This window comes from Methylobacterium sp. Gmos3, from assembly GCF_056430985.1.
Map to the genome: position 1 here is coordinate 19,775 of NZ_JBWJYL010000001.1, position 23,865 is coordinate 43,639.

Annotated in this window: 24 protein-coding genes; 15 read left to right on the plus strand and 9 right to left on the minus strand. The window is 70.7% G+C overall.

The genetic code is table 11. The annotated features are described in order from the left end of the window. The first annotated feature begins 42 nt into the window (after window positions 1-42). From ACS5Q7_RS00095 to ACS5Q7_RS00115, 5 genes are read left to right on the plus strand one after another with little or no spacing between them, the layout of a single operon-like run. Window positions 43-1,185, plus strand: coding sequence for an ABC transporter permease (locus tag ACS5Q7_RS00095; RefSeq protein WP_478337405.1), 1,143 nt, complete (start codon window positions 43-45; stop codon window positions 1,183-1,185). Continuing rightward, entirely contained in the window at window positions 1,182-2,105 is a 924-nt protein-coding gene (locus tag ACS5Q7_RS00100; RefSeq protein ID WP_478337406.1) for an ABC transporter permease, read from the plus strand. Before ACS5Q7_RS00095 ends, ACS5Q7_RS00100 begins: the two co-directional genes overlap by 4 nt. Before the next feature lie 11 nt (window positions 2,106-2,116). After that, the gene (locus tag ACS5Q7_RS00105; RefSeq protein ID WP_478337407.1) at window positions 2,117-3,136 is read left to right on the plus strand and encodes a formamidase; all 1,020 of its coding nucleotides are present in this window, start codon (window positions 2,117-2,119) and stop codon (window positions 3,134-3,136) included. Further along, window positions 3,133-3,834 (plus strand): biuret amidohydrolase, encoded by a 702-nt coding sequence (gene biuH, locus ACS5Q7_RS00110; RefSeq protein WP_478337408.1) that lies wholly within the window; start codon window positions 3,133-3,135, stop codon window positions 3,832-3,834. The genes ACS5Q7_RS00105 and biuH overlap by 4 nt, the downstream gene beginning before the upstream one ends. Beyond that, a complete protein-coding gene (locus ACS5Q7_RS00115; protein ID WP_478337409.1) occupies window positions 3,831-5,384 on the plus strand; it encodes an ABC transporter ATP-binding protein in 1,554 nt (517 codons plus the stop codon). Before biuH ends, ACS5Q7_RS00115 begins: the two co-directional genes overlap by 4 nt. A 6-nt stretch (window positions 5,385-5,390) precedes the next feature. Here ACS5Q7_RS00115 and hpxZ read toward each other — a convergent pair whose 3' ends face one another. Genes hpxZ through ACS5Q7_RS00130 form a run of 3 tightly spaced genes read right to left on the minus strand, consistent with a single transcriptional unit; the run spans window position 5,391 to window position 7,382 of the window. Next, window positions 5,391-5,771 (minus strand): oxalurate catabolism protein HpxZ, encoded by a 381-nt coding sequence (hpxZ, locus tag ACS5Q7_RS00120; RefSeq protein WP_478337410.1) that lies wholly within the window; start codon window positions 5,769-5,771, stop codon window positions 5,391-5,393. Further along, complete coding sequence (locus tag ACS5Q7_RS00125) at window positions 5,771-7,174, minus strand: AtzE family amidohydrolase (protein ID WP_478337411.1); 1,404 nt, start codon at window positions 7,172-7,174, stop codon at window positions 5,771-5,773. The genes hpxZ and ACS5Q7_RS00125 overlap by 1 nt, the downstream gene beginning before the upstream one ends. Window positions 7,175-7,178: 4 nt before the next feature. Beyond that, on the minus strand, window positions 7,179-7,382 hold the full coding sequence (locus ACS5Q7_RS00130; RefSeq protein WP_478337412.1) for a DUF4089 domain-containing protein: 204 nt from the start codon (window positions 7,380-7,382) through the stop codon (window positions 7,179-7,181). A 111-nt stretch (window positions 7,383-7,493) separates the two neighbouring features. Here ACS5Q7_RS00130 and ACS5Q7_RS00135 point away from each other — a divergent pair, with 111 nt between their 5' ends. Continuing rightward, window positions 7,494-8,957, plus strand: a complete 1,464-nt coding sequence (locus ACS5Q7_RS00135) for an acetamidase/formamidase family protein (protein ID WP_478337413.1) — start codon at window positions 7,494-7,496, stop codon at window positions 8,955-8,957. On the opposite strand, the gene ACS5Q7_RS00140 is transcribed toward ACS5Q7_RS00135, so the two are convergent. After that, window positions 8,938-9,834: a LysR family transcriptional regulator gene (locus ACS5Q7_RS00140; RefSeq protein WP_478337414.1), complete on the minus strand. Its 897-nt coding sequence runs from the start codon at window positions 9,832-9,834 to the stop codon at window positions 8,938-8,940. The genes ACS5Q7_RS00135 and ACS5Q7_RS00140 overlap by 20 nt on opposite strands. Before the next feature lie 118 nt (window positions 9,835-9,952). On the opposite strand from ACS5Q7_RS00140, the gene ACS5Q7_RS00145 reads away from it, so the two are divergent. The 6 genes from ACS5Q7_RS00145 to ACS5Q7_RS00170 all read left to right on the plus strand — a co-directional run bounded on the left by ACS5Q7_RS00145 (window position 9,953) and on the right by ACS5Q7_RS00170 (window position 15,847). Then, window positions 9,953-10,909 (plus strand): ABC transporter substrate-binding protein, encoded by a 957-nt coding sequence (locus ACS5Q7_RS00145; protein ID WP_243953459.1) that lies wholly within the window; start codon window positions 9,953-9,955, stop codon window positions 10,907-10,909. Continuing rightward, window positions 10,906-11,757, plus strand: coding sequence for an ABC transporter permease (locus ACS5Q7_RS00150; protein WP_478337415.1), 852 nt, complete (start codon window positions 10,906-10,908; stop codon window positions 11,755-11,757). The genes ACS5Q7_RS00145 and ACS5Q7_RS00150 overlap by 4 nt, the downstream gene beginning before the upstream one ends. Beyond that, entirely contained in the window at window positions 11,750-12,541 is a 792-nt protein-coding gene (locus ACS5Q7_RS00155; protein ID WP_478337416.1) for an ABC transporter ATP-binding protein, read from the plus strand. Before ACS5Q7_RS00150 ends, ACS5Q7_RS00155 begins: the two co-directional genes overlap by 8 nt. Continuing rightward, window positions 12,541-14,352 carry an allophanate hydrolase gene (atzF, locus tag ACS5Q7_RS00160; protein ID WP_478337417.1) on the plus strand — a complete coding sequence of 604 codons (1,812 nt, stop codon included), beginning with the start codon at window positions 12,541-12,543 and terminating at the stop codon, window positions 14,350-14,352. Before ACS5Q7_RS00155 ends, atzF begins: the two co-directional genes overlap by 1 nt. Before the next feature lie 13 nt (window positions 14,353-14,365). Further along, window positions 14,366-15,235 (plus strand): alpha/beta hydrolase, encoded by an 870-nt coding sequence (locus ACS5Q7_RS00165; protein WP_478337418.1) that lies wholly within the window; start codon window positions 14,366-14,368, stop codon window positions 15,233-15,235. 114 nt (window positions 15,236-15,349) lie between these two features. Next, window positions 15,350-15,847, plus strand: a complete 498-nt coding sequence (locus ACS5Q7_RS00170; RefSeq protein ID WP_478337419.1) for a peptide deformylase — start codon at window positions 15,350-15,352, stop codon at window positions 15,845-15,847. Between the two features lie 16 nt (window positions 15,848-15,863). On the opposite strand, the gene ACS5Q7_RS00175 is transcribed toward ACS5Q7_RS00170, so the two are convergent. Continuing rightward, window positions 15,864-16,085 carry a hypothetical protein gene (locus tag ACS5Q7_RS00175; RefSeq protein WP_478337420.1) on the minus strand — a complete coding sequence of 74 codons (222 nt, stop codon included), beginning with the start codon at window positions 16,083-16,085 and terminating at the stop codon, window positions 15,864-15,866. A 147-nt stretch (window positions 16,086-16,232) separates the two neighbouring features. On the opposite strand from ACS5Q7_RS00175, the gene ACS5Q7_RS00180 reads away from it, so the two are divergent. Beyond that, window positions 16,233-17,411 (plus strand): alpha-hydroxy acid oxidase, encoded by a 1,179-nt coding sequence (locus tag ACS5Q7_RS00180; RefSeq protein ID WP_478337421.1) that lies wholly within the window; start codon window positions 16,233-16,235, stop codon window positions 17,409-17,411. Here the strand turns inward: ACS5Q7_RS00180 and ACS5Q7_RS00185 are convergent. Next, on the minus strand, window positions 17,390-18,787 hold the full coding sequence (locus tag ACS5Q7_RS00185) for a GntP family permease (RefSeq protein ID WP_478337422.1): 1,398 nt from the start codon (window positions 18,785-18,787) through the stop codon (window positions 17,390-17,392). The two genes, ACS5Q7_RS00180 and ACS5Q7_RS00185, sit on opposite strands and share 22 nt — an antisense overlap. Before the next feature lie 157 nt (window positions 18,788-18,944). On the opposite strand from ACS5Q7_RS00185, the gene ACS5Q7_RS00190 reads away from it, so the two are divergent. Beyond that, window positions 18,945-19,145 carry a hypothetical protein gene (locus tag ACS5Q7_RS00190; RefSeq protein WP_478337423.1) on the plus strand — a complete coding sequence of 67 codons (201 nt, stop codon included), beginning with the start codon at window positions 18,945-18,947 and terminating at the stop codon, window positions 19,143-19,145. Here the strand turns inward: ACS5Q7_RS00190 and ACS5Q7_RS00195 are convergent. From ACS5Q7_RS00195 to ACS5Q7_RS00205, 3 genes are all read right to left on the minus strand, one after another. Beyond that, complete coding sequence (locus ACS5Q7_RS00195; protein ID WP_478337424.1) at window positions 19,103-19,930, minus strand: BLUF domain-containing protein; 828 nt, start codon at window positions 19,928-19,930, stop codon at window positions 19,103-19,105. The genes ACS5Q7_RS00190 and ACS5Q7_RS00195 overlap by 43 nt on opposite strands. Then, complete coding sequence (locus ACS5Q7_RS00200) at window positions 19,927-21,648, minus strand: putative bifunctional diguanylate cyclase/phosphodiesterase (RefSeq protein WP_478337425.1); 1,722 nt, start codon at window positions 21,646-21,648, stop codon at window positions 19,927-19,929. The genes ACS5Q7_RS00195 and ACS5Q7_RS00200 overlap by 4 nt, the downstream gene beginning before the upstream one ends. Window positions 21,649-21,913: 265 nt before the next feature. Next, window positions 21,914-22,189, minus strand: coding sequence for a GCG_CRPN prefix-to-repeats domain-containing protein (locus ACS5Q7_RS00205; protein WP_478337426.1), 276 nt, complete (start codon window positions 22,187-22,189; stop codon window positions 21,914-21,916). A 492-nt stretch (window positions 22,190-22,681) separates the two neighbouring features. Between ACS5Q7_RS00205 and ACS5Q7_RS00210 the strand changes: the two genes are divergently transcribed. Beyond that, complete coding sequence (locus tag ACS5Q7_RS00210; protein WP_478337995.1) at window positions 22,682-23,863, plus strand: PepSY-associated TM helix domain-containing protein; 1,182 nt, start codon at window positions 22,682-22,684, stop codon at window positions 23,861-23,863. The last annotated feature ends 2 nt before the right edge of the window (window positions 23,864-23,865 follow it).

The following is a 23,865-nucleotide window of genomic DNA, read 5'->3' on the forward strand; positions in this document are numbered from 1 at the left end:
CGTCGCGGCGGTCGGGTGTGAAGCGAAGGGGATGCTCAAGACGTGGTTGCGGACGCCGCCCCCTCCAAGCTCGCCGCCGGCCCACGGGAGGCGTCGTCCTCCCTCGCGGTACGCGCGTGGCTCGCCCGCCGGTGCGAAGCCCTCGCCATCCCGGTCGGCGCCGCCCTCGTCGGGTTCCTGCTGTTCGGGCTGTTCCTGGCCGCGCTCGGCAAATCGCCGACGCAACTCGTGGACATCGTCTGGCGCGGCGGGTTCGGCTCGCCCTTCGCGCTCGGCAACAGCCTGCAACGGGCCGCGCCCCTCCTCTTCGCCGCCCTGTGCGTGGCGCTGCCCGCACGGCTCGGCCTCGTGGTGATCGGTGGCGAGGGCGCCATCGTGCTCGGCGGCCTCGCGGCGGCGGCGGCCGCCCAGCCCCTCGCCGGCCTGCCCGCCCTCCTCGCCGTGCCGCTGATGGCCGGCGCGGCCATGCTCGCGGGCGCCGTCTGGATCGGCGCCGTGGGCTGGCTCCAGGCCTACCGCAACGTCAACGCCACCATCTCCAGCCTGCTCCTGTCCTACATCGCCATCGCGCTCGCAAACCACATGATCGAGGGGCCGCTGCGCGATCCCGCGAGCCTCAACAAGCCCTCGACCCTCCCCGTGGGCGACGCCTTCATGCTCGGGCCGATGCCGGTGATCGGCGTCCACTGGGGCCTCGGCTGCGGAATCCTCGCCTGCGTCATCGCCTACGTTCTCATGGACCGCACGACGCTGGGCTTCGCGGCGCGGATCGCGGGCGGGAACGTCCGCGCGGCGCAGATCCAGGGCTTGCCGGTCGGGCGGCTCATCGTCGGCTTCACGGCGCTCGGCGGGGCCTTCGCGGCGCTCGCCGGCTATTTCGAGGTCGCGGCGGTGCAGGGCAACGCCAACGGCACCCTGGCGGCGGGCTACGGCTACACCGGCATCCTCGTCGCCTTCCTTGCCCGGCAGAACCCCCTCGCGATCATGCCGGTGGCCTTCCTCCTCGGCGGCATCGAGGCGTCGAGCGGGCTGATCCAGCGCCGGATGCAACTGCCCGACGCGACGGTGCTGGTGCTGGAAGGGCTGCTCTTCCTCGTCGTGCTCCTGAGCGAGACGCTCTACGGCCGGTTCAAGCCGTTCAACCCGCATCTCTGGGCGGAGAAGCGCGAGGCGGTGCCCGCATGAGCGACGATCTCGGCCTCTGGAGCGTGCCGCTGGCGATCCTCGGCGGGGCGATCCGCGTCTCGACGCCGTTCCTGTTCGTCAGCCTCGGCGAGACGATCACCGAACGCTCGGGGCGGATCAATCTCGGCCTCGAAGGCACCCTCGTCTTCGGGGCGATGTCGGCCTACGCCACCGCCGTGCTCACGAACTCGCCCTGGGCGGGGGTGGCGGTGGCTGGGCTCGCGGGCGGGCTGTTCGGCCTGCTCCACGGGTATATCTGCAAGTTCCCTAAGGTGAACGACGTCGCCATCGGCATCGCGCTGATGCTGTTCGGCACCGGCCTCGCGTTCTTCTTCGGCAAGCCGTTCATCCAGCCCCCCGCGCCGCCGCTTCCAGCCATTCCCTTCGGAGCGTGGTCGGACCTGCCCCAGGTGCAGGCGGCGTTGCGGGTGAACGTGCTGTTCCTCGCGGGCGCCGCCCTCTCGGTCGCCCTGTGGTGGGGCTTCCGCAACACCAAGGCCGGGCTGATCCTGCGCGTCGTCGGTGACAGCGCCGACGCCGCCCGCGCGCTCGGCTACGACGTCGACCGGGTGCGCCTCATCGCCACCGGGCTCGGCGGCGTGCTCGCCGGCATCGGCGGCTCGTACCTTTCGCTCTACTATCCGGGCTCGTGGAACGAGGGCATCTCCTCCGGCCAGGGGCTGATGGCGGTGGCGCTCGTCATCTTCGCCCGCTGGAACCCGCTCGCCTGCTTCGGGGCGGCGCTGCTGTTCGGCGGCGCGGGGGCGCTCGGCCCGGCGCTGCAATCGGTCGGCGTCTCGCAGGGCTATTACCTGTTTTACGCCGCGCCTTACGTCCTCACCCTCGTCCTCCTGATCGCCACCTCCTCGCCCGACCGGGCGCTGGCCGGGGCGCCGGGCGAGCTGTCCCTGTCGAAGTGAGAGTTGTGCCGATGAACGGCCTCGGTGGATTGAACAAGACGCCAAATGGCGTGGTGATCGGCCTCGTGCAACTGCAATTGCCGAAGATCGAGACCCGCGCCGACATCGCCGCGCAGACCGACCGGATCGTGGCGATGGTCGGAAAGGCGCGGGCCAATCTCGGCACGATGGACCTCGTGGTCTTCCCGGAATACGCCCTCCACGGCCTGTCCATGGACATCCGCCCGGAGATCCTGTGCACCCTCGACGGGCCGGAGGTGGCCGCCTTCAAGCGCGCCTGCGCCGAGAACGAGATCTGGGGCTGCTTCTCCATCATGGAGGCGAACCCCGGCGGGATGCCCTACAATTCCGGCCTGATCATCGACGACCGGGGCGAGCTGAAGCTCTACTACCGGAAGATGCACCCCTGGGTCCCCGTGGAGCCCTGGGAGCCCGGCGACCTCGGCATTCCGGTGATCGAGGGGCCGAAGGGCGCCAAGCTCGGCCTGATCATCTGCCACGACGGCATGTTCCCGGAGATGGCGCGGGAGGCCGCCTACAAGGGCGCCGAGATCATGATCCGCACGGCCGGCTACACGGCCCCGATCCGCGAATCCTGGCGCTTCACCAACCAGTCCAACGCCTTCTGCAACCTGATGGTCACGGCCAATGTCTGCCTGTGCGGCTCGGACGGCACGTTCGACTCGATGGGCGAGGGGATGATCTGCAACTTCGACGGGGCGGTCCTCGCCCATGGCACCACCGGCCGGGTCGATGAGATCATCACCGCCGAGGTGCGGCCCGATCTGGTGCGCGAGGCGCGCCGGCACTGGGGCGTCGAGAACAACATCTACCAGTTCGGCCACCGGGGCTACACGGCGGTGAAGGGCGGGGCGCAGGATTGCCCCTACACCTACATGACCGACCTCGCCGCCGGCCGCTATCGCCTGCCCTGGGAGGATCAGGTGATCGTCACGGACGGCACCTCCTGCGGCTTCCCGGCGCCGACCCGCCTCTACGACGAGCCCTCCCGCCGGGAGGCCGCCGAATGAGCGGGACGGAGGGCACCTACACCGCCGCCGAGCCCTATCCCTGGCCCTTCGACGGCGATCTGCGGCCCGGCAACACCGCCCTCGTCGTCATCGACATGCAGACGGATTTCTGCGGCAAGGGCGGCTACGTCGATGCGATGGGCTACGACCTCGCCCTGACCCGCGCGCCGATCGGGCCGATCGGCCGCCTGCTCGACGCGGCCCGCGCCGCCGGCTTCCATGTGATCCACACCCGCGAGGGCCACCGGCCGGACCTCGCCGACCTGCCCGCCAACAAGCGCTGGCGCTCCCGCCGGATCGGCGCGGGCATCGGCGATCCCGGCCCCTGCGGCCGGGTGCTGGTGCGGGGCGAGCCGGGCTGGGAAATCATCCCCGAACTGGCGCCGCTGCCGGGGGAGCCGGTCATCGACAAGCCGGGCAAGGGCTCGTTCTGCGCCACCGACCTGGAACTGATCCTCACGCAGCGGGGCATCCGCAACCTGATCCTCACCGGCATCACCACCGACGTCTGCGTCCACACGACGATGCGCGAGGCCAACGACCGGGGCTTCGAATGCGTGATCGTCGCGGACGGCACCGCCGCGACCGATCCCGGCAACCACGAGGCGGCCCTGAAGATGGTGACGATGCAGGGCGGGGTGTTCGGCGCCGTCGCCACTTCGTCCGCGCTCATCGCCGCGATGGGCCGCCGGGCATGAGCGAGGTGCCGCCCCCGGAAACTGTGCTCGGCGCGCTGGGCGTCGAGACCATCGGCATGACGAAGCGCTTCGGCGCCTTCGCGGCGCTCGACGACGTGTCGATGAAGATCGAAGCGGGGGGCTTCCACGCGCTGCTCGGAGAGAACGGCGCCGGCAAGTCGACCTTCGTGAAATGCGTGATGGGCTTCTACGCCCCGAGCGCCGGCAGCGTGCTGGTGGACGGCCGCGAGGTCGAGATCACCAACCCGAAGGGCGCGCAGGCGCGCGGCCTCGGGATGGTCTACCAGCACTTCACCCTGGTCCCGTCCCTGACCGGGGCGGAAAACCTCGTGATCGCCCGCGCCGACGCCCCCGCCATCCTCGATTGGAAGGCCGAGCGGGCGGCGCTCGCCGCGTTCATGGCCGGGATGCCGTTCCGGCTGAACCTCGACCGGCCGGTGGCCGAACTCGCGGCGGGGGAGAAGCAGAAGCTCGAAATCGTCAAGCAGCTCTACCTGAAGGCCCGCTTCCTGATCCTCGACGAGCCGACCTCGGTCCTCACCCCCGACGAGGCCGAGGAGGTGCTGGGCCTCCTGCGGGCCATGGCCGACCGGGGCGACCTCACCGTCCTGATGATCAGCCACAAGTTCCGGGAGGTCGAGACCTTCGCCCGATCCTTCAGCGTCCTGCGCCGGGGCAAGCTCGTCGGGGGCGGGGAGGTCGGTGCCGTGTCGCGCACCGAGATGGCGGCGATGATGATCGGCGAGCGCGTCGTGCGGCCCATCGCCAGCCGGGTCGGCGAGCCCGATCTGGCTCGCGAGATCCTGCGCGTCGAGAACCTTCAGGCGACCGACAGTTCCGGCCTGCGCCGGATCGCGATCCCCGACCTGCGGGTTCGGGCGCGGGAGATCGTCGGGATCGCGGGCGTCTCCGGCAACGGGCAGAAGGAGTTGGCCGACGTGCTCGGCGGGCGTATCCGCGCGGCCGGCGGCCGGGTGGTCGTGGCGGGCGAGCCCTATACGGGGATCCGCGCGCAGAGCCGCGCCCGGAAGGTCCGCTTCATCCCGGAGGAGCCCCTGCGGGAAGCCTGCGCCCCGCGCATGTCGGTGGCCGAAAACCTCGCCTTCCGCGCCTTCGACCGGCGGGGCGAGGACGCCGCCGGCCCGCCGACCTTCTGGCTCGACCGGCGCGCCATGGCCAAGCGCGCCAAGGAGCTGGTCGAGCGGTTCCAGGTGAAGACCGCCTCGTCGGAGGCGCCCATCGCGACGCTCTCCGGAGGCAACGTCCAGCGGGCGGTGCTCGCCCGCGAGCTGACCGATCCGGTCGATCTGCTGATCGTGGTCAACCCGTGCTTCGGGCTCGACTTCGCGGCGGTCTCCGAGATCCGCACGCGGATCGTCACCGCCCGCAACGCCGGGGCGGCGGTGCTGCTCATCAGCGAGGATCTGGACGAGATCCTCGAACTCTCCGACCGCATCGTCGTGATGTCGGAGGGCCACCTCGTCTACGAGACGCCGGGCGCCACCGCCGAGGCCGGCACGATCGGCCGGCACATGGCGGGGCACCACTGAGGGGGCTCAGGCGTCGATCACGCTCACATGCGCGGCGACGACCTTCCAGCCCTCGGGGAACCGCACCCAGGTCTGGCTCTGGCGGCCGACCTTGCCCGGCGCGTTCTCGCGGGCGAACAGGGTCATCGCCGTGGCGAAATCCTGTCCGTAGGTGGTGATCACCGTGCCCTCCAGGGCGCGGGCGAGGCCCTGCGGCGAGCGCCCCCGGCGGAACCGGCGGATCGCCTCCATGCCATAGAGGTTCTCCCCGCCGCCGTAGCGGATGGTGCGGGGATCGTCGTGGAACAGGGCTTCGAGGATCGCCACGTCGTTGGTGACGAGGGCCGTCTCGTAGGCCGCGAAGGCCGCCTCGACCTCGGCCTTCACCTCAGGATCGTCGATCATCATCAAAGCCTCGCGATGGGCGCGCGCACGACACCCTCCCGTTCGAGATGCCGCGCCACCCGCAGGGCGATATCCTCCCGCCACGGCGCGGCGATGACCTGCACGCCTAGCGGCAGGCCGTCGTCTGGCCAGACCGGCACGGCGGCGACGGGCAGGCCGATGAAGGAGATCGGCTGCGTATAGAGGCCGATGTTTGGCCGCAGCGGAAACTCCACCCCGTCGAGGAGGAAGGTGGTCTGCCCGCCCCTCGGCGCCCGGCAGGGCGTGGTGGGGGCGAGGATCACGTCCACCTCCTTGAACAGGTCGAGCATGGCCGCGCGGTACCAGCGGCGGAAGCGCTGCGCCCGCTCGATGAAGGCGGCGGGCAGCATCGCCCCGGCGAGCAGCCGGTCGCGCACCGCCGGGTCGAACTCGGCCGCCCGGTGGCGCAAGCGGTCGAGATGCAGGGAGGCCCCCTCGGCGGCGCTGATGAGGTAGGCGGCGGCCCGCGCGCGGGCGGCCTCCGGCAGTTCCACGACGCGGGACACGTCCAGCGCCCCCGCCACCTTCGCCACGGCGGCGAAGGCTTCGGGCTCGCCGGAGCGGGTGAAATAGCCCCCGACGGTGGCGATGCGCAGGCCCCCGATGCCGTCCTCCAGGCCGGGGTGGGCGGGCTCGGCCGGGCGCTTGGCGCAGGCGGGATCGTCGGGATCCGGCCCCTGCATCGCGTCGAAGGCGAGGGCGAGGTCGGCGACGCTCCGCGCCATCGGCCCAAGATGGTCGAGGCTCCCGACGAAGGGGAAGCTGCCGGCCCGGCTGGTGCGCCCGTAGGTCGGCTTCAGCCCGAAGCAGCCGCAGAAGGCGGAGGGCACGCGGATCGAGCCGTTGGTGTCGGAGGCGAGCGCCAGGGGCACGAGCCCCGCCGCCACCGCCCCGCCGGAGCCTCCCGACGAGCCGCCCGACATCCGCGACAGGTCGTGCGGGTTGTGGGTGTCGCCGTCGTGGATGTTCTCGCCGGTGAAGTCGTAGGCGTATTCGCCCATGTTGAGGGCACCGACCAGCACGGCGCCCGCGCCTTCGAGGCGGCGGATCAGCGCCGCGTCGCGGGCGGCCGGTGCCCGCTCTCGGTTGATGCGCGATCCGGCGCGGGTGGTCAGGCCCGCGACGTCGAACAGGTTCTTCACCGCGAAGGGCACGCCGCAGAGCGGCCCCGGCGCCTCGCCCCGGGCGAGCGCGGCATCGACGGCCTCGGCGCGGGCGATGGCCCGCCCGGCCAGCACGTCGGTGAAGCTGTTCACGGCGGAGTCGATCCGGCCGATCCGCTCCAGGGACGCCGCGACGACGGCGCGGGCGCTGACCGCCCCGGAGGCCACGCCCCGGGCGATGGCGGCGGCGGGGGCCGTGGCCCAATCCTGCGACACGGACATCACCTCACGCCTCGAAGACCGGGGCCGGCTCGGCCTCGTCGGGGAGGGGGAAGCCCTCGAGCAGCGCGGCGGCCTCCCGCAGCACCCGCAGATTGGCGAGGACCGGCGCCCGCCACGCGGGGTCGATCGTCAGGCCGAGGAGCGCGGCGGCGGCGTCGCAATAGGCGTCGAGATCCGGCGGGGCGGCCGGGTGCGGGTTGGGGCTCATCGATCCTCCGAAGCCGGGTTCCGGGGAAAGGCAGGCAAGGATCGTTCCGCAGCTTGGCCGCACCCTTGCATGGATCGCTGCCGGGAATCCGGTCAGTCGGAGTGTGTGAGAATGTGCCTCGGTGACGATCCGACCTGCGCGGCCTTCGCGGAGCACCGCCTGCGCTACCAGCACGACATGGCGCCCGAGCGCCGGGCCTTCCTGAAGAGCACCTTCGCCGCGACCGGCGGCGCCGCCGCGATGATGGCGGCGGGCACCACCCTCGTGAGCCCGGCGCTGGCCCAGGCGAGCGCCGCCAAGGCCGCCGCCGGCCGGACGGCGCATTACCACCTGCCGGCCAATGCCGACACGATCCACTGGGGCTACTTCTCCAAGAACCTGAAACCCCAGGTCGAGATCGAATCCGGCGACTTCGTCACCATCGAGACCCTGACCCATCACGCCAACGACGACGCGGAGCGGATGGTCCAGGGCGATCCCGGCGCGGAGAGCGTCTTCCTCTGGACCAAGGAGAAGAAGGGCGTCGCCCGGCGCGGCGCCGGCCCGGACGATGCCAAGCTCGGGCCGGGCGGCGGGCTCGGCGTGCATATCTGCACCGGGCCGGTGGCGATCCGGGGCGCCGAGCCCGGCGACGTGCTGGAGGTGCGCATCCTCGACGTGGCGCCGCGCCCCTGCGCCAACCCGAAGTTCAAGGGCCTCGCCTTCGGCAGCAACGCGGCGGCATGGTGGGGCTACCATTACAAGGACCTGCTGACCGGGGAGAAACCCCGCGAGGTCGTGACGATCTACGAGATCGACGCCACCGGCCGCCGCGACTGGGCGCGGGCCGCCTACAATTTCCGCTGGCCGGGCGTGACCGACCCGAACGGTGTCCACCACCCGACCATCGACTATCCCGGCCTGCCGGTGGACCATTCGCGCACCACGCGGGACTTCGACGTGCTGAAGGGCGTGCGCCTGCCGATCCGCCCGCATTTCGGCACGATGGGCTTGGCGCCGGCCGAAGCCGATATGGTGAACTCGATCCCGCCGAGCTACACCGGCGGCAACATCGACAATTGGCGCATCGGCAAGGGCGCCACGATGTATTACCCCGTGGCGGTGCCCGGCGCGCTGTTCTCCGTGGGCGATCCCCATGCGAGCCAGGGCGATTCCGAACTCTGCGGCACGGCCATCGAGTGCTCGCTCACCGGCACGTTCCAGTTCATCCTGCACAAGAAGGCCGACCTCGCCGGCACGTCCCTCGCCAGCCTCGACTTCCCGATGATCGAGACGGGCGAGGATTGGGTGCTCTCGGGCTTCAGCTACCCGAACTACCTGCGCGACCTCGGGCCCGACGCCCAATCGGAGATCTTCGCGAAGTCGTCCCTCGACCTCGCCATGCGCGACGCGTTCCGCAAGATGCGCCAGTTCCTGATGCAGGCGCAGGGCCTCACCGAGGACGAGGCGATCTCGCTCATGTCCATCGCAGTCGATTTCGGCATCACCCAGGTGGTGGATGGCAACTGGGGCGTCCACGCCATCGTGAAGAAGGCGATCTTCGCCGAACGTCCCCTCAACTCCCCTCCCGGTTGAGGCGGGCGACGAGTTGGTCCGCGAACTTCGCCGCCGCCACCGAGAGGGACCGGCCGCGCAGCTGCGCCAGGACCAGCACCATGGGGGTGAGGTCGCGCTCGTCGATAGGCCGGCTGTGCAGGCGCGGATCCTGCGGGATGCCACTCGGCACCTGAAGGCTGATCACGCCCTCCCGCAGGGTCAGGTTGCGCAGGAATTCCAGCGAGCCCGATTCCACGGTGGGTTGCAGCGCGACGCCCCGCCGGGCCAGCGCCTGCTCGATATGATGGCGGATGGCGAGCGACCGGTCGGGCAGGGCGAGGGCGTGGCCGAGGCAGTCGCGCAGGCGCACCGGCCCGGCCTCCGCCGCCAGGGGGTGATCCGACCGCATCAGGACGCGCAGGGTCTGGTGCCCGGAATAGAGCGGATGCAAATCCGCCGAGGGCGGGGGCTGGAGGATGAGGGCGAGATCCGCCTCGAAGGTGGCGAGCGCCGTCACCGCCTGGGCGTGGTCGCGCACCTGCACCGTGAACCCGACGAGCGGGAAGCGCGCGCGATAGGTCTCGACCTCCTCCGGCACCACCTGCGTCACGAAGGCCTGGCTGCACGCCAAAGCCACATGGCCCCGGCGCACGCCAGAGAGGTCGGCGATCTGCGAGCGGACCCGGTCGAGGTCGGCCATCTGGTCGCGGATGTGCCGGACGAACAGTTCCCCCGCCGCGTTGAGGCGCATCCCCTGCGCCAGCCGCTCGAAGATCGGCGTGCCGAGCTCATATTCGAGGTCCTGGATCTGCCGGGTGAGGGCCGAGGGGGTGATGCTCAGCCGCTCGGCAGCGCGCCGGATCGACCCGGCGCGGGCGATCTCGGTGACGTAGGCGAGGGTGCGCAGGTGCTTCATCGCCCCACACTGTCGCCCTGTTGCCTGGCTTGCAACGGGTCACTCGAAAAATAGCACTTCCTTGCAACAGGCGGCGAACCTAGCCTCCCATCCATCGAGAATCTCACGGAGCCGTTCGATGATCCGCCGCCGCTCTCTCCTGGCCGGTCTCGGGGCCGGCCTCGCCCTCTCACCGCTCTCTCGCCGCACCGCGCGGGCCGAGGGCGCGCCCGTGACGATCCGGATGGGCTCCCTGAAGCTCATCCATTCCATCGCGCCGAGCTTCTATGAGCGCTTCACCCCCGAGAACGTGCGGGTGGAGGTCGTGCCCTTCGAGAGCCCGACCGAGTGCAAGAACGCCGTCGTCACCAAGTCGGTCGATTTCGGCACGTTCGGCCTCGCATCCGCGATGCTCGGCGCGGCGGCGGGCGAGCCGCTGGTGGTCATCGCCTCCACCTGCAATCGCGGGATGGCGGTGATCGCGAAGAAGGGTTCGGACATCCACGCGATCAAGGACCTGCGCGGCAAGCGGGTCGCGATCTGGCCCGGCAGCACGCAGGAGGTGTTCGCCCTCGAACGGATGCGCATGGAGGGCCTGTCCGTGAAGGACATCACCCCCGTGCGGATCTCCTTCTCCGAGATGCACATCGCCCTCGCGCGGGGCGACGTCGACGCCTATGTCGGCGCCGAGCCCGCCCCCGGCGTCAGCCTCGCCTCCGGCGTGGGGCAATTGGTGGAATATCCCTACGGCACCGAGATGGGCTCGCTGAACATGGTGTTCGGCGCCCATCGCGATACCCTGACCGAGCGCCCCGACATGGTGCGCACCATGCTCGACATCCACCGCAAGGCGACGGAGTTCGCGGCCGGCAACCGCGAGGCGATGATCGCCATGGCGGTGGCCAAGCTCGGCCAGAAGCGCGAGGCGCTGGAACTCTCCGCGCCGAACGTCGAGCTGACGTGGCGCCTCGGGCCGGACGAGGTGCGGCAGGCCGGCGCCTACGCCCAGCACATGCTGGCGCTGAAGCAGATCAAGCGCCTGCCGGAGCCCGGCTTCATCGACACCCGCTTCGTCGATGCGATGAGCCGGGCATGAGCACCGGCATCGACGCCCCCGCTCTGCCGGCCTCCGCGCCGGCGAGGGCGCCCGCGCGGATCGCCCTCGGCGGCGGGCTGGCGCGGGCCGGGCTCGCCCTGGTGGTGCCGGCGATCCTCGTCGCGATCTGGCAAATCACGACGGCGGGCCGGCCCTACAGCCTGATCCCGCCGCCCGCCGACGTCTGGGCCGAGATGCGCGACCTCGCCATCGGTGGGGTGAACGACGATGCCTTCAGCGGCACCCTCTGGACGCATCTCTCGGCCTCGCTGATGCGCGTCTACGGCGGCTTCGCGCTGGCCGCCGCGGCAGCCCTGCCGCTCGGCCTGCTGATCGGCCGCGTGCCCGTGGTCCGGGCGCTGCTCGACCCCGTGTTGCAGATCCTGCGGCCGGTCCCGGTGACGGCGTGGCTGCCGCTGGCGATGATCCTGTTCGGCCTCGGGCCGCGCTCGGCCTTCTTCCTCGTGTTCCTGGGGGCGTTCTACCCGATCCTCGTCAACACCGTGTTCGGCGTGCGCTCGGTGGAGCCGCGCCTGTTCGAGGCGGCGGCGATGCTTGGCTGCACCGGGGCGGCGCAATTCGCCCGGGTGGTGCTGCCGGCGGCGCTGCCGTCGATCTTCACCGGCCTGCGGCTCGGCCTCGGCTTCGCCTGGGTGGTGATCGTGGTCGGCGAGATGACCGGCGTCCAGACCGGCCTCGGTGCGATCATCATGGAGGCGCGCCAGCTCTCCCGCACCGAGATCGTGATCTGCGGCATGGCGGTGATCGGCGTCGCGGGCTTCGTCTCGGATTGGCTGGTCATGCGCCTCGGCCGCAAACTCCTTGCCTGGAGCCCGTCCCATGGCTGATCCCACCGTCCCGATCCTCGACATGCGCGGGGTCGGCAAGACCTACCGGGCCAACGGGCGCACCACCGAGGCCCTGCGCGATGCGAACCTCACCGTCTCGCGGGGCGAGTTCGTCTGCCTGCTCGGCGCCTCCGGCTGCGGGAAGTCGACCCTTCTGCGCGTCGCCGCCGGCTTCGAGGCGCCCACGTCAGGCCAGGCGCTGATGTGGGGCAAGCCCATCCCCGGCCCCGGGCCGAGCCGGGGGATGGTGTTCCAGGATTACGGCCTGTTCCCCTGGCTCACCGTGCGCGACAACATCGGGTTCGGCCCGAAATCGCGCAAGCGACCCGCCGCCGAGGTCCGGGACATCACCGAGCGCTACATCTCCCTCGTCGGCCTCCAGGCCTTCGCGGATGCCTATCCGCACCAGCTCTCGGGGGGCATGAAGCAGCGCGTCGCCATCGCCCGCGTGCTGGCCAACGAGGCCGAGGTGGTGCTGATGGACGAGCCCTTCGGGGCGCTGGACGCCATGACCCGCGAGCGGCTTCAGGACGAATTGCTCGAACTCTGGTCGCGGACGGGGCTGACGATCCTATTCGTCACCCACGCCATCGAGGAGGCGATCTTCCTCGCCGACCGCGTCGTGATGATGTCCCCCGGTCCCGGCCGGATCGAGGCCGTCCACGAGGTCGACCTGCTGCGCCGACGGGACGTGTCGAGCCCGGCGTTCAACGACCTGCGCCGTATGCTCGCCGCGCAGCTGCATAGCCACCACGCCCCGCGCACCGCGACGGTCGCCGCCTGATGGATTTCCCGTTGCCCCCCTTCCCGACCATCCCCGCCCTTCACGCGGCCTACGAAGGGGGGCTCGACCCCCGCGCCGTGGTGGCAGAGGCCTATCGCCGGATCGCGGAGATCGACGATCCCGGCATCTTCCTCGCGCTGGTGCCGGAGGCGGAGGCGCTGGCCGCCGCCGACGCGCTCGGCGCCTTCGACCCGCAGGCCAAACCCCTCTGGGGCGTGCCGTTCGCGGTGAAGGACAACATCGACGTGGCGGGCCTGCCGACCACCGCCGCCTGCCCGGACTTCGCCTTCACCCCCACCGAGACCGCGCCCGCCGTGGCGCGGCTCCTCGCGGCGGGGGCGATCCTGATCGGGAAGACCAACCTCGACCAGTTCGCCACCGGACTCGTGGGGGTGCGCACGCCCTATCCCGTCCCGCGCAACGCCATCGACCCGGCCTACGTGCCGGGGGGATCGAGCAGCGGCTCGGCCGTGGCGGTCTCGCACGGGATCGTCGCCTTCGCGCTCGGCACCGACACGGCGGGCTCCGGCCGGGTGCCGGCGGGGCTCAACAACGTGGTCGGGCTGAAGCCCTCCCTCGGCGCCGTCTCGAGCCGGGGGATGCTGCCAGCCTGCCGTACCCTCGACACGCTCTCCGTCTTCGCCGGCACCGTGGCCGATGCCGACGCCGCCTTCCGCGTCATGGCCGGGTTCGACCCCGCCGATCCGTGGTCGCGTCCGCTGCCGGTGGCGCCCGTCCCCGCCGGCCTGCCGCCGGGCCTGCGCCTTGGCGTGCCCGACGCCGCCGGCCTGCGCTTCGGCGGCGATGCGCTCTCCGAGACCGCCTTCGCCGCGACGCTGGCCGACCTCGAAGGCATCGCCGGCCAGGCTGCCCCCGTCGATCTCGCGCCGATGTTCGCCGTGGCGGCCCTGCTCTACGACGGCCCCTGGGTCGCCGAGCGCTACGAAGCGATCCGCTCCGTGATGGAGACGCGGCCGGAGATCCTGCACGCGACGACGCGGACGGTGATCGGCTCGGCGACCCGCCACGCGGCGGCCGACGCCTTCGCCGGCCTCTACCGCCTGACGGAATTGCGCAGGGCCGCCGACGCGGTCTGGTCGCGGGTCGATGTCCTGTGCGTGCCGACCTACCCGCGCCCGCACACCCTCGCCGCCCTGGAGGCGGATCCGATCGGGCCGAACAGCGAACTCGGCACCTACACGAACTTCGTGAACCTGCTCGACTGGTGCGCGCTGGCCGTGCCGGGCCACGCCCGAGACGACGGATTCCCCGCCGGCATCACCCTCCTCGGCCCCCGTGGGGCGGACGGGTTGCTGGCCGCCCTCGGCGCCCGGTTGCACGCGGCCTCTGCCGAGCGGATCGGCGCCAGCCGCGCGCCGGTGCCGCCCGCCCAGGACGGACCGGCGAGGGCGCTGCCCGGCGAGATCGAACTCGTCGTGGTCGGGGCACATCTCTCCGGCCTGCCGCTCAATCACGAGCTGGCAACGCGCGGCGCTCGCTTCCTCCGCGCGGCGGACACCGCCCCGGATTACCGTCTCTACGCGCTGCCCGGCGGCCCGCCCAAGCGGCCCGGTCTCGTGCGTGTGGAGGAGGGCGGCGGCGCCATCGCGACGGAGGTCTGGGCGCTTCCGCCCGCCGACTTCGGGGAGTTCGTGGCCGGCATCCCGTCCCCACTGGGGATCGGCACCGTGCGCCTCGCCGACGGCACCGCGCCGAAGGGCTTCCTGTGCGAGGCGGCGGGGCTCGTCGGCGCCACCGACATCACTGGGTTCGGCGGCTGGCGCCGCTACATGGAGAAAGCCGCTGCCTGACCCGCGAGACCCGATGACCGCCTTCCTCCTCGACGACCCGACGCCCCGCGACCCCCGCCTCGACTGGCCGAGCCTCGACCAGAAGGCGCGGGACGCGAGCTACGACAACACCAACGCGGTGGCCGACAGCGCGGAGCGGGTCGCCACCCGTAACGCGGCCTCGGCGCGCTACCGCGCCGCCCATCCGGCCGGTCTCGACATTCCCTATGCGGAGGGCGAGCGCACGGGCTTCGACCTGTTCCCCGTCGCGGATGCCAATGCGCCCTGTTTCGTCTTCATCCACGGCGGCTACTGGCAGCGCAATGCGAGGGCCGATTTCGCCTGCCTCGCGGAAGGGCTGAACGAAGCCGGCTGGGCGGTGGCCATGCCGGGCTACACCCTGGCCCCCGAGGCGAGCCTCACTCGAATCTCCGCCGAGATCGGAGTGTCCCTCGACTGGCTGGCTGACCATGGGAAGGCCCACGGGATCGGCGGGCCGATCATCCTCTCCGGCTGGTCGGCGGGGGGGCATCTCGCCGCCCTGCATCTTGGACACCGGGCGGTGGCGGCGGCGCTCGCCATCTCCGGCGTCTACGACCTCGCGCCGATCCGCGACACCTACCTGAACGAGAAGCTTTCGTTGACGGAGGACGAGATCGCGACGCTCTCGCCGCTGCGCCTGCCGGTCACGGACAAGCCGATGACGCTCGCCTATGGCAGCCGCGAATTGCCGGCCCTCGTCCATGACGCGCGCCGCTTCCACGCCCTGCGCGCCGCCGCCCACGCGCCGGGCGCGCTCCTGCCGGTGCCGGGCGCCGACCACTTCTCCATCCTCGACGAGTTCGGCCGTGCGGACGGCCTCCTCGTCCGCGCGGCGCGCGACCTGCTCGACGGGGTGCGCTGAGGCGCGGGTCCGGCAGGAGCCCTTCCAACGCTCGCGTCCGATCAGGCGACACAGAATCCGCTCCCGACGCTACAAGGGAGCGGCCCGCACCGTCGCGGGTGATGGGACCCCACGATGCCGGCGCGCGCCCTCGTCCTTTACCCGGACCCCCGCCTCTCCCTCGCGGCTGCCGCGGTCGAGGCGTTCGGTCCCGACCTCGAAGCCGTCGCGGAGGACGTGCGGGACACCCTCCTCGCGGTGTCGGCGCTCGGGCTCACCGCGCCGCATATCGGCATCCTCCAGCGCGTTGTGGTCGCCCGGATGGCGCCGGACGACGCGCCGCGCGTCTACGTGAACCCGTCGGTGCTCTGGGCCTCGCCCGAAACGATGTCCCACGACGAGGGCAGCGTCAGCATGCCCGGGATCCGGGAGCGGATCACACGACCCACGCGCATCCGCATCGGCTATCGCGACCTCGCCGGAGCGCCCCACGAGGAGGAACTGGCCGACTTTTCGGCGGCGATCCTCCAGCACGAGATCGACCAGCTCGACGGGATCTTCTGGATCGACCGCCTGTCGCGCCTGAAGCGCGAGCGCCTTCTCAAGCGCTTCGCGAAGGTGAAGGCGGCCTGACGATGGGCGGGGCGCCCTATCGCCCGCCCTTGCGGCGTGCGGTGAGGCCGCCGCCGTTCAGCCGCCGCAGGGAAACCTCAAGGCGGGCCTCGGCGGCCTTCACCTCGTTGAGGGGCAGGATGCACGCGGTGATGTCCCTGTGCTGGGCGTAGAGGCAATCGCGGGTCTCCGGCCGCGAGAACAGGGTGTCGCGGTTCTCGATCACCCCCTGGCGCAGCAAGCCCGAAAGCGAGCGCATCGTGTGACGAGTTAGGTCAAATCATTTGACCAAGCCACCATCGGTTCGGCAGGTGACACCCAGTCCGACGCCATGCATGGGGTTGAAGAAACGAATTGCGCAGCGACCCCTGCGGCCGGGATCGCGAGCGCCTGTGGAGTCTCAAAGATGCGTCTGTCTCAGTGTCATTCGTTCCACGACTTCCGCCGCATGGCGAAGAGCCGCCTGCCGGGGCCGATCTTCGACTACATCGACGGCGCCGCCGATGATGAGGTCACGTATCGGCGCAACACTTCGTCCTTCGACAATTGCAGCCTCGTGCCCAACGTCCTGCGCGGCGTCGGCGATGTGGACATGTCGGTGACGGTGATGGGCCAGAAGCTCGCCATGCCGGTCTATTGCTCGCCGACGGCGCTCCAGCGGCTGTTCCACCACGATGGCGAGCGCGCCGTCGCGGCGGCGGCGGGCAAGTATGGGACGATGTTCGGCGTCTCGTCGCTCGGCACGGTGAGCCTGGAGGAGGCGCGTCGCATCAGCGGCGGGCCTCAGGTCTACCAGTTCTACTTCCACAAGGATCGCGGCCTGAACCGCGAGATGATGGCCCGCGCCAAGCAGGCCGGCATCCAGGTGATGATGCTGACCGTCGACAGCATCACCGGCGGCAACCGCGAGCGCGACAAGCGCACGGGCTTCTCGATTCCGTTCCGTCTGACGCTCGGCGGGATGCTGCAATTCGCGATCAAGCCCGCCTGGGCGATCAACTACGCCACGCATGAGCGCTTCAAGCTGCCCCAGCTCGACAACCACGTCGACATGGGCGGCGGCTCGCTCTCGATCAGCCGCTACTTCACCGAGATGCTCGACCCGAGCATGACCTGGGACGACGTCGCCCTGATGGTGCGCGAATGGGGCGGCCAGTTCTGCCTCAAGGGCATCATGTCGGTGGAGGACGCCAAGCGCGCGGTCGAGATCGGCTGCACCGGCATCGTGCTGTCGAACCACGGCGGACGCCAGCTCGACGGCTCGACCACGGGATTCGACCAGCTCGCCGAGATCGTGGACGCGGTGGGCGACCGGATCGACGTCATCATGGATGGCGGCGTCCAGCGCGGGACGCATGTGCTGAAGGCGCTCTCCCTCGGGGCGAAGGCGGTCGGCCTCGGCCGCTACTACCTCTTCCCGCTGGCCGCCGCCGGCCAGCCGGGTGTCGAGAAGGCGCTCGGCCTGATGCATGCCGAGATCGAGCGGGACATGCGCCTGATGGGCTGCTCGTCGATCTCGGAGCTGTCGCGGGACAACCTGCGCTTCACGAAGGATTGGGGCGTTCAGACGAGGCCGGTGGCGTAGTAGACCCCGATCACCACGAAGACCGCCAGGGTCTTGATGATGGTGATGGCGAAGATGTCGCCGTAGCTCTGGCGGTGGGTCAGCCCGGTCACCGCCAGCAGGGTGATGACCGCGCCGTTATGGGGCAGGGTGTCCATGCCGCCGCTCGCCATGGAGGCGACACGGTGCAGCACCTCCATCGGGATGCCGGCGGCCTGGGCGCCCTGCACGAAGCGGTCGGCCAGGGCGGCGAGCGCGATCGACAGGCCGCCCGAGGCCGAGCCCGTCACGCCGGCCAGCACGTTCACCGTCACCGCCTCGTTGACGAGGGGGTTCGGGATCGCGGCGAGCCCGTCCGAGATGGTCTTGAAGCCGGGCAGGGCGGCGATCACCGCGCCGAACCCGTACTCGGTGGCGGTGTTCATGCCGGCGAGCAGCGAGCCCGCCACGGCGGCCTTCGACCCGTCCGAGAAGCGGCCCCGGATGTTGCGCATCCCCAGAACCAGCGTCGCCAGGATGCCGAGGACCAGGGCGCCCTCCACCGCCCAGATCGCGGTGACGGCCTTCACATCGACGATGACCGGGTGGCTCGCCATCTCGGGGCTGAGCGCGACGCTCGCCTGCGCGCCGTAGGCCGAGGCGATCACGCTGAGGAGCAGCTTGTTGCCGATGCCGACGATGAGGAGCGGCAGCAGGGCGACGAGCGGATGGATGGGAGCCGCCACCTCGACCGCCTCCGGCTCGTTGGTGTGGCCGGTGCCGTAGCCCTCGCCGGCCTTGGCCGCCGCGCGGCGCCGGAATTCGAGATAGGCGACGCCGACCGTGAAGATGAACAGCGAGCCGACGATGCCGAGGATCGGCGCGGCGTAGGCGTTCGTCTTGAAGAAGGTCGAGGGGATGATGTTCTGGATCTGCGGCGTGCCCGGCAGCGTATCCATGGTGAAGGTGAAGGCGCCGAGCGCGATGGTGCCGGGAATCAGCCGCTTCGGGATGTCGCTCTGCCGGAACAGCTCGGCGGCGAAGGGGTAGACCGCGAAGACCGCCACGAACAGCGAGACGCCGCCATAGGTCAGGATCGCGCCGACGAGGACGATGGCGATGATCGAGCGGCTGGTGCCGAGAAGGCCCGTCACCGCGCTCACGATGGAGCGGGCGAAACCCGAGATCTCGATGAGCTTGCCGAACAGGGCGCCGAGCAGGAACACCGGGAAGTAGAGCTTCAGGAAGCCGACCAGCTTCTCCATGAACAGCCCGCTGAAGATCGGCGGGACGGCGGAGGGATCGGTGACGAGCACCGCGCCGAGGGCGGCGAGCGGCGCGAACAGGATGACGCTATAGCCGCGATAGGCGACCGCCATGAGGAAGAAGAGCGCGGCTAAACAGATGATGAAGCTCATGAACCGGCCCGTCTACGCCGGCTGAACTGGAAAAATGATGCCGACGGGCTCTTTGTTCGGGCCACGCTTGCGGAGTCAAGCCATCGACGGGGCTCCCCATGAACACGAAGGCCCCAGCCTCATGGGGCTCCCCGCGCCCCGCGCGCGGTTGGCGAGGGTGAACAGGTCGACGGGCACGGTCTCGCTGGGGCTGGGGCCCGGCCGGGCGAGCGAGGCCCTGCGCGAGCAGGTCGAGGCGCGGTGCCCCCTTCGGGCCGATCTCCGCAACCCGTTCTTCACCGCGCTGTGGAGACTGTGGGTGATCCTCTATGAGGCTCAGGCCACGGCGCGGTCCGGCGCCGAGGGCTCGCTGGCGTGAAGACCGGCTTCCTCGTCGTCATCCTGGCAGAGGGCCGTCGCCAGCGCCCGCGAGCGGCGGCGCCAGAGGTCGCGCTGCTCGCGCATGTGGTCCAGCCCGTTCTCCGATTCCGCAAGCGAGAGCCGCAGCGCGTCGAGTTCGCCGCGCAGGGCCGTCGTGCGGCTGCGCTCCTCGACGAGAGCCGCCTTCAGGATGGCGATGGCGGCGGCATCGCTGGTGCTTCGGGCCGGAACGGGCTCCGGGGCGGGCAGGCCCTGCGGCCGGGTGAGGGGGGCGATCTCCTCGCGCAGGCGTTCGGTGTCGAGGATGCGCGGAAGGGGCTGCGGTTCCGGCGCGGGCTGCGGAGGCGCGGCGATGCCTTCCTCTTCGAGGACGAGGCCGTGCAGCATGGAGAACACCTCGTCGCCGTCGAGGCGGCGCAAATCGAAGCCGCTCTCGGTCGCGAGGCGGTTCCACACGGCCTGACCGCTGGTCGAGTGGCCGACGAAGGCCATCGACCATTCCGGGAAGCTGCGCTCTGTCACCGGGCGGCATTCCAGCACGGTCACGTCGCCGTGGCGCAGATCGCGCTGGATGCGCTCGAACGTGTCCTCGACGCCCTTCTGCGGGCCTTCCAGCACCTGGGCGAAGGCGCCGTCGTTGAACATCAGCGCGCCCGTCACCCCGACGCGGGCGTTGTTGCGGCGGGACGCATCGAGGATCGTCTCCACCGCCACCCGCGCCTCCGGCTCGGTGCCTTTGAGCAGGTTCTTGCTGGCGTAAACGAGGCGGAAGAGGTCGCTCATGGGTGAACTCCCGGGGCGGACGGGTGGTTGTGCTGGTCCCGCGCCAGCAGGCGCATCAGGTCGTCGAGCGGCACCGGCCGGCTGATGAGGTAGCCCTGCACGTCGGTGCAGCCCTCGGCCTGGATGCGGCGCATCTGCTCCTCGGTCTCCACCCCTTCCGCCACCGTCGTCATGCCGAGGCTGCGGCCGAGCCCGGCGATGGCGCGGATGATCGCGTCCCCGTCCGGCGCGGTGGCGATATCCTTCACGAAGGAGCGGTCGATCTTGATCTTGTCGAAGGGGAAGCTGCGCAGGTAGCTCAAGGAAGAATAGCCCGTGCCGAAATCGTCCATCGAGACGCGCACGCCGAGCTTGCGCAGCCGGTGCAGGGTCTCGAGCGTGTGCTCGTTGTTCTGCAGCAGCACGCCTTCGGTGATCTCGATCTCGAGGCGGTGCGCGGGCAGGCCGGACGTGGCGAGGGCGGAGACGATCATCTCCACCAGGCGCTCGCTCTTGAACTGCGCGGGCGAGACGTTCACCGCCACCGTGACCGGATCCGGCCACAGGGCCGCGTCCCGGCAGGCCTGCCGCACCACCCACTCGCCGATCGGCACGATCAGGCCCACCTCCTCCGCCAGCGGGATGAAGTCCGCCGGGGAGACCGTCCCGCGCTCGGGGTGCTTCCAGCGCAGCAGCGCCTCGCAGCCGGTGAGGCTCTGGTTCGCGAGGTTCAATTGCGGCTGGTAGTGGAGCACGAATTCGCGCCGGGCCAGGGCCTGCCGGATGTCGAGTTCGAGCCGGCGGCGGGCCTGCATCCGCACGTCCATCTCGGGCTCGAAGAAGCGGAACGTGCCGCGTCCGTCGAGCTTGGCGCGGTAGAGGGCGAGGTCGGCGTGCTTCAGGAGCCGCTCGGCGTCCGTCCCGTCCTTGGGCGCCAGGGCCGCACCGACGCTGGCGCCGATGGTGAGCAGCTGCCCGTCGATGATGTAGGTGCGCCCGATCAGGTCCACGAGCCGGCGGGCGAGGGTCGTCACGTCCTCCTGTCGCCCGGCGGCCGCCTGGATCACCACGAATTCGTCGCCGCCGATGCGCGCCACCGTGTCGGCGCTGCGCACGGCCGAGCGCAGCCGGTCGGCCACCTTTTCCAGCAGCGCATCGCCCACGGCATGGCCGAGGGTGTCGTTGATCGGCTTGAACCGGTCGAGGTCGAGGAGCAGCACCGCGCAGGGCTCGCCGTAGCGGTTCAGGCGGTCGAGGGAGGCGCTCAGGCGCTCGCGCAGCATCAGCCGGTTGGCGAGGCCGGTCAGCGGATCGATCCGCGCCAGCTCGGCCGAGTTCGCCTCCTTCGCGCGGAGTTCGGTGACGTCCTCCAGCACGACGGTCCAGCCCTCGTCCAGAGGGTGGATGCGCAGGGCGATGGTGCGCCCGGCCGTCACCGCCTCGAAGGCCTGCGGGCCATCCTCCGCGCGGGCGCGGCGCAGCATCGCGAAGCCGTCGCGCAGGCCGGAGCCGGTGATCGCCGCCAGGATGCGCAGCAGGTCCCGCCCGGACGAACCGGCGGTCGCGGTGAAGCCGAGGCCCGTGAGGATGGTACAGGCGGGGGCGGTCGCGACCACGACGCGGCCCCGCCGGTCAATGGCGATCACCCCCTGGTCGAGGCCGTCGAAATAGGAGGCGAGGCGGCGAACCGGGTCCGAGGCGACCGGGGCGGGGACGCGAAAGGGCAGGGGAGCGGGCATCGTGGGTGGACCGGACGTGGCGGCACAGCCGAGGCGTGCCGCTTCACGCCCATCAGGGCAGGCAAGCGTCACCAATTCGTGACCAAACGGCCGAAGTCCGTGAGAAGACTTTACGAATCGGCCGCGAACACATGCCGCAACTGCTTATGTGAATCCCCGGCCAAGGTTTTGCTGTCGCCCGATACGCGCGTGAAAAGCCCCGGCCGCGCCGCCTCGCGAGAGACGGCACGACCGGGGCGACGACGCCGTTACGCGGCTTCAAGAATTACCAGCGGCGCCAGCCGTGGTGCCACCCGCCGCGCCAGCCGACATGCCGGTGCCAGCCCCAGCCCCGGTGCCAGCCGTAATGGCGGCGCCAGCCATAGCCGTAGCCATAGACGGGACGGAACGCGTACGGACGATAGAAGCCGTTCGGACGGCAGAAGCCGTAGATGGTGCGGTGGAAGCCGAGCCCGCACCCATCGCGGGCTTCCGCGGTGCCCGCCGTCGCGGTCACGGTGCCGAGCGCCAGAAGGGCGGCGCCAATCAACTTCATTCGCATTGAAGTCTTCCTCCTTGGTGAGTGCCTTGAAACACCAGAGACTGGAGGACAGTTGCAACGCCAATTCCATGAACGTGTATCATTTTGTTTCAAGGCCGCGTAAGCTTCGAAACGCGTCTTGGAAACTTTACAGCGCCCTGCACTGCAGTGATTTCAATTTGATCAAGATCGTCTGCTCGGCTCGCAGAGACGGTGAAAGCGCACCGCACGATCTGGAGAAGGCTGGCTGAACCAACTCGTTCGGGTGCGGCCCTCGTGGTTCGCTCGACGCATCAGGCGCAAGGCCGAACGCCCGCCCGCAATGCGGTCGCCCAGCATTCGATGCCGAGGGCAAGCCCGGTCAAAGCGCAACTCCACTTTAGACTAAATATAATCAAGCGCCGATCCGGCACTTCACTCAGCGAATGCTTTGGACAGGCGCTTGATCGAGCCCGCCTCATCACCTACTCCCGCCCTGCATCGGCGGAAAAGCCGGTGCCGAACGCTGTCGCGATGGCGGACAGCACCGGAGCCTTCCCGATGCCGAGCCCCCGTGCGATCCTCTTCCGCCTGCACTGGGTGCTCGGCCTGACGGCCGGCCTCGTCCTGGCGGTGATGGGCGCGACGGGAGCGCTCCTCAGCTACGAGGAAGCCCTGACCGATTGGGCGAACCATGATCGCCTGTCGGTGGGAACGCGGCAGGCGCCGCCGCTCGCCCTGTCGGATCTGTCGAAGCGCATCGAGGCGCAGAGGCCGGGTCAGCGCGTGGCCCGGCTGAGCCTGCGCGACGACCCCGCCGCCAGCGTCACCGTTCGCTTCGCCCGCGATCCGGGAACGCGCCTCCGGCCGGAATCCGTCTTCGCCGATCCCTATGACGGCGCCGTGCTTGGGCCGGTGCGCGGGGAGTCGCTGTTCGATACGGTCCTTGCCCTGCACCGCTTCCTGCTCGTGCCGGGCGAGGGCAATGGCTGGGGCCGCCAGATCACGGGCGCCTGCGCGGTCGCGCTCCTCGTGTTCCTCGCGACGGGCCTCGTGCTGCGCTGGCCGCAGGTGCATCGCCTGAAGATCTGGCTGCGGCCGAACCTCTCCCGGCCGGGGCGGGCCCGGTGGTGGTCCCTCCATGCGGTGGCCGGAACGTGGCTGCTGCCGGTCTATGCCATCATCGCCCTGTCCGGGCTCACGTGGTCCTACGATTGGGTCAAGGACGGCGCGAATGCGCTTCTCGTGGGTGGGGCGAAGCCCGCGCGGATGGGCGGCCGGGGCAAGGCCGCGCCGGAGGGTCCGCCGGCCCTCGATGCGATCTGGACCGCGTTCCGCGCCGGCGAAGGGCGCAACGCCGCCCGCGCGCAGATCCTCGTGCCGGAGGAGGGGCGCCAGCCGGTCCGCATCCGCTGGTTCTCCCGCGACGACGACCGCCCCGCCGCCCGCAACGAGGCCAGATACGAGGCCGCCACCGGCACCCTGATCTCGGCCGAGCGCGCCGCCGAGCAACCGGTGGGCAAGCGCATCGCCGGCAACATGCTGGAGGTGCATCGCGGCCGGTTCTTTGGTGAAGGCTTCGCCCTTCTGTTCTGCCTCGCGGCCCTGGCGATGCCGGGCTTCGCGGCCACGGGGATCACCCTCTACGTCCTGCGGCGCCGGGCCGCTGGACGGCGGGCCCAGCGCAAGCCGCTGGTGGCCGCACCCGCCGAGTGAGG

Excerpts from the sequence above, each read along its gene's own strand:
- ACS5Q7_RS00185 (WP_478337422.1), bottom strand. The coding sequence starts at position 18,787 with ATGAGCTTCATCATCTGTTTAGCCGCGCTCTTCTTCCTCATGGCGGTC.
- ACS5Q7_RS00125 (WP_478337411.1), bottom strand. The coding sequence starts at position 7,174 with ATGTCCGTGTCGCAGGATTGGGCCACGGCCCCCGCCGCCGCCATCGCC.
- ACS5Q7_RS00150 (WP_478337415.1), top strand. The coding sequence starts at position 10,906 with ATGAGCACCGGCATCGACGCCCCCGCTCTGCCGGCCTCCGCGCCGGCG.
- ACS5Q7_RS00165 (WP_478337418.1), top strand. The coding sequence starts at position 14,366 with ATGACCGCCTTCCTCCTCGACGACCCGACGCCCCGCGACCCCCGCCTC.
- ACS5Q7_RS00105 (WP_478337407.1), top strand. The coding sequence starts at position 2,117 with ATGAACGGCCTCGGTGGATTGAACAAGACGCCAAATGGCGTGGTGATC.
- ACS5Q7_RS00200 (WP_478337425.1), bottom strand. The coding sequence starts at position 21,648 with ATGCCCGCTCCCCTGCCCTTTCGCGTCCCCGCCCCGGTCGCCTCGGAC.
- ACS5Q7_RS00100 (WP_478337406.1), top strand. The coding sequence starts at position 1,182 with ATGAGCGACGATCTCGGCCTCTGGAGCGTGCCGCTGGCGATCCTCGGC.
- biuH (WP_478337408.1), top strand. The coding sequence starts at position 3,133 with ATGAGCGGGACGGAGGGCACCTACACCGCCGCCGAGCCCTATCCCTGG.
- ACS5Q7_RS00170 (WP_478337419.1), top strand. The coding sequence starts at position 15,350 with ATGCCGGCGCGCGCCCTCGTCCTTTACCCGGACCCCCGCCTCTCCCTC.
- ACS5Q7_RS00175 (WP_478337420.1), bottom strand. The coding sequence starts at position 16,085 with ATGCGCTCGCTTTCGGGCTTGCTGCGCCAGGGGGTGATCGAGAACCGC.
- ACS5Q7_RS00140 (WP_478337414.1), bottom strand. The coding sequence starts at position 9,834 with ATGAAGCACCTGCGCACCCTCGCCTACGTCACCGAGATCGCCCGCGCC.
- ACS5Q7_RS00180 (WP_478337421.1), top strand. The coding sequence starts at position 16,233 with ATGCGTCTGTCTCAGTGTCATTCGTTCCACGACTTCCGCCGCATGGCG.
- ACS5Q7_RS00210 (WP_478337995.1), top strand. The coding sequence starts at position 22,682 with ATGGCGGACAGCACCGGAGCCTTCCCGATGCCGAGCCCCCGTGCGATC.
- ACS5Q7_RS00155 (WP_478337416.1), top strand. The coding sequence starts at position 11,750 with ATGGCTGATCCCACCGTCCCGATCCTCGACATGCGCGGGGTCGGCAAG.
- ACS5Q7_RS00205 (WP_478337426.1), bottom strand. The coding sequence starts at position 22,189 with ATGCGAATGAAGTTGATTGGCGCCGCCCTTCTGGCGCTCGGCACCGTG.
- hpxZ (WP_478337410.1), bottom strand. The coding sequence starts at position 5,771 with ATGATGATCGACGATCCTGAGGTGAAGGCCGAGGTCGAGGCGGCCTTC.
- ACS5Q7_RS00195 (WP_478337424.1), bottom strand. The coding sequence starts at position 19,930 with ATGAGCGACCTCTTCCGCCTCGTTTACGCCAGCAAGAACCTGCTCAAA.
- ACS5Q7_RS00135 (WP_478337413.1), top strand. The coding sequence starts at position 7,494 with ATGTGCCTCGGTGACGATCCGACCTGCGCGGCCTTCGCGGAGCACCGC.
- ACS5Q7_RS00145 (WP_243953459.1), top strand. The coding sequence starts at position 9,953 with ATGATCCGCCGCCGCTCTCTCCTGGCCGGTCTCGGGGCCGGCCTCGCC.
- ACS5Q7_RS00115 (WP_478337409.1), top strand. The coding sequence starts at position 3,831 with ATGAGCGAGGTGCCGCCCCCGGAAACTGTGCTCGGCGCGCTGGGCGTC.
- atzF (WP_478337417.1), top strand. The coding sequence starts at position 12,541 with ATGGATTTCCCGTTGCCCCCCTTCCCGACCATCCCCGCCCTTCACGCG.
- ACS5Q7_RS00130 (WP_478337412.1), bottom strand. The coding sequence starts at position 7,382 with ATGAGCCCCAACCCGCACCCGGCCGCCCCGCCGGATCTCGACGCCTAT.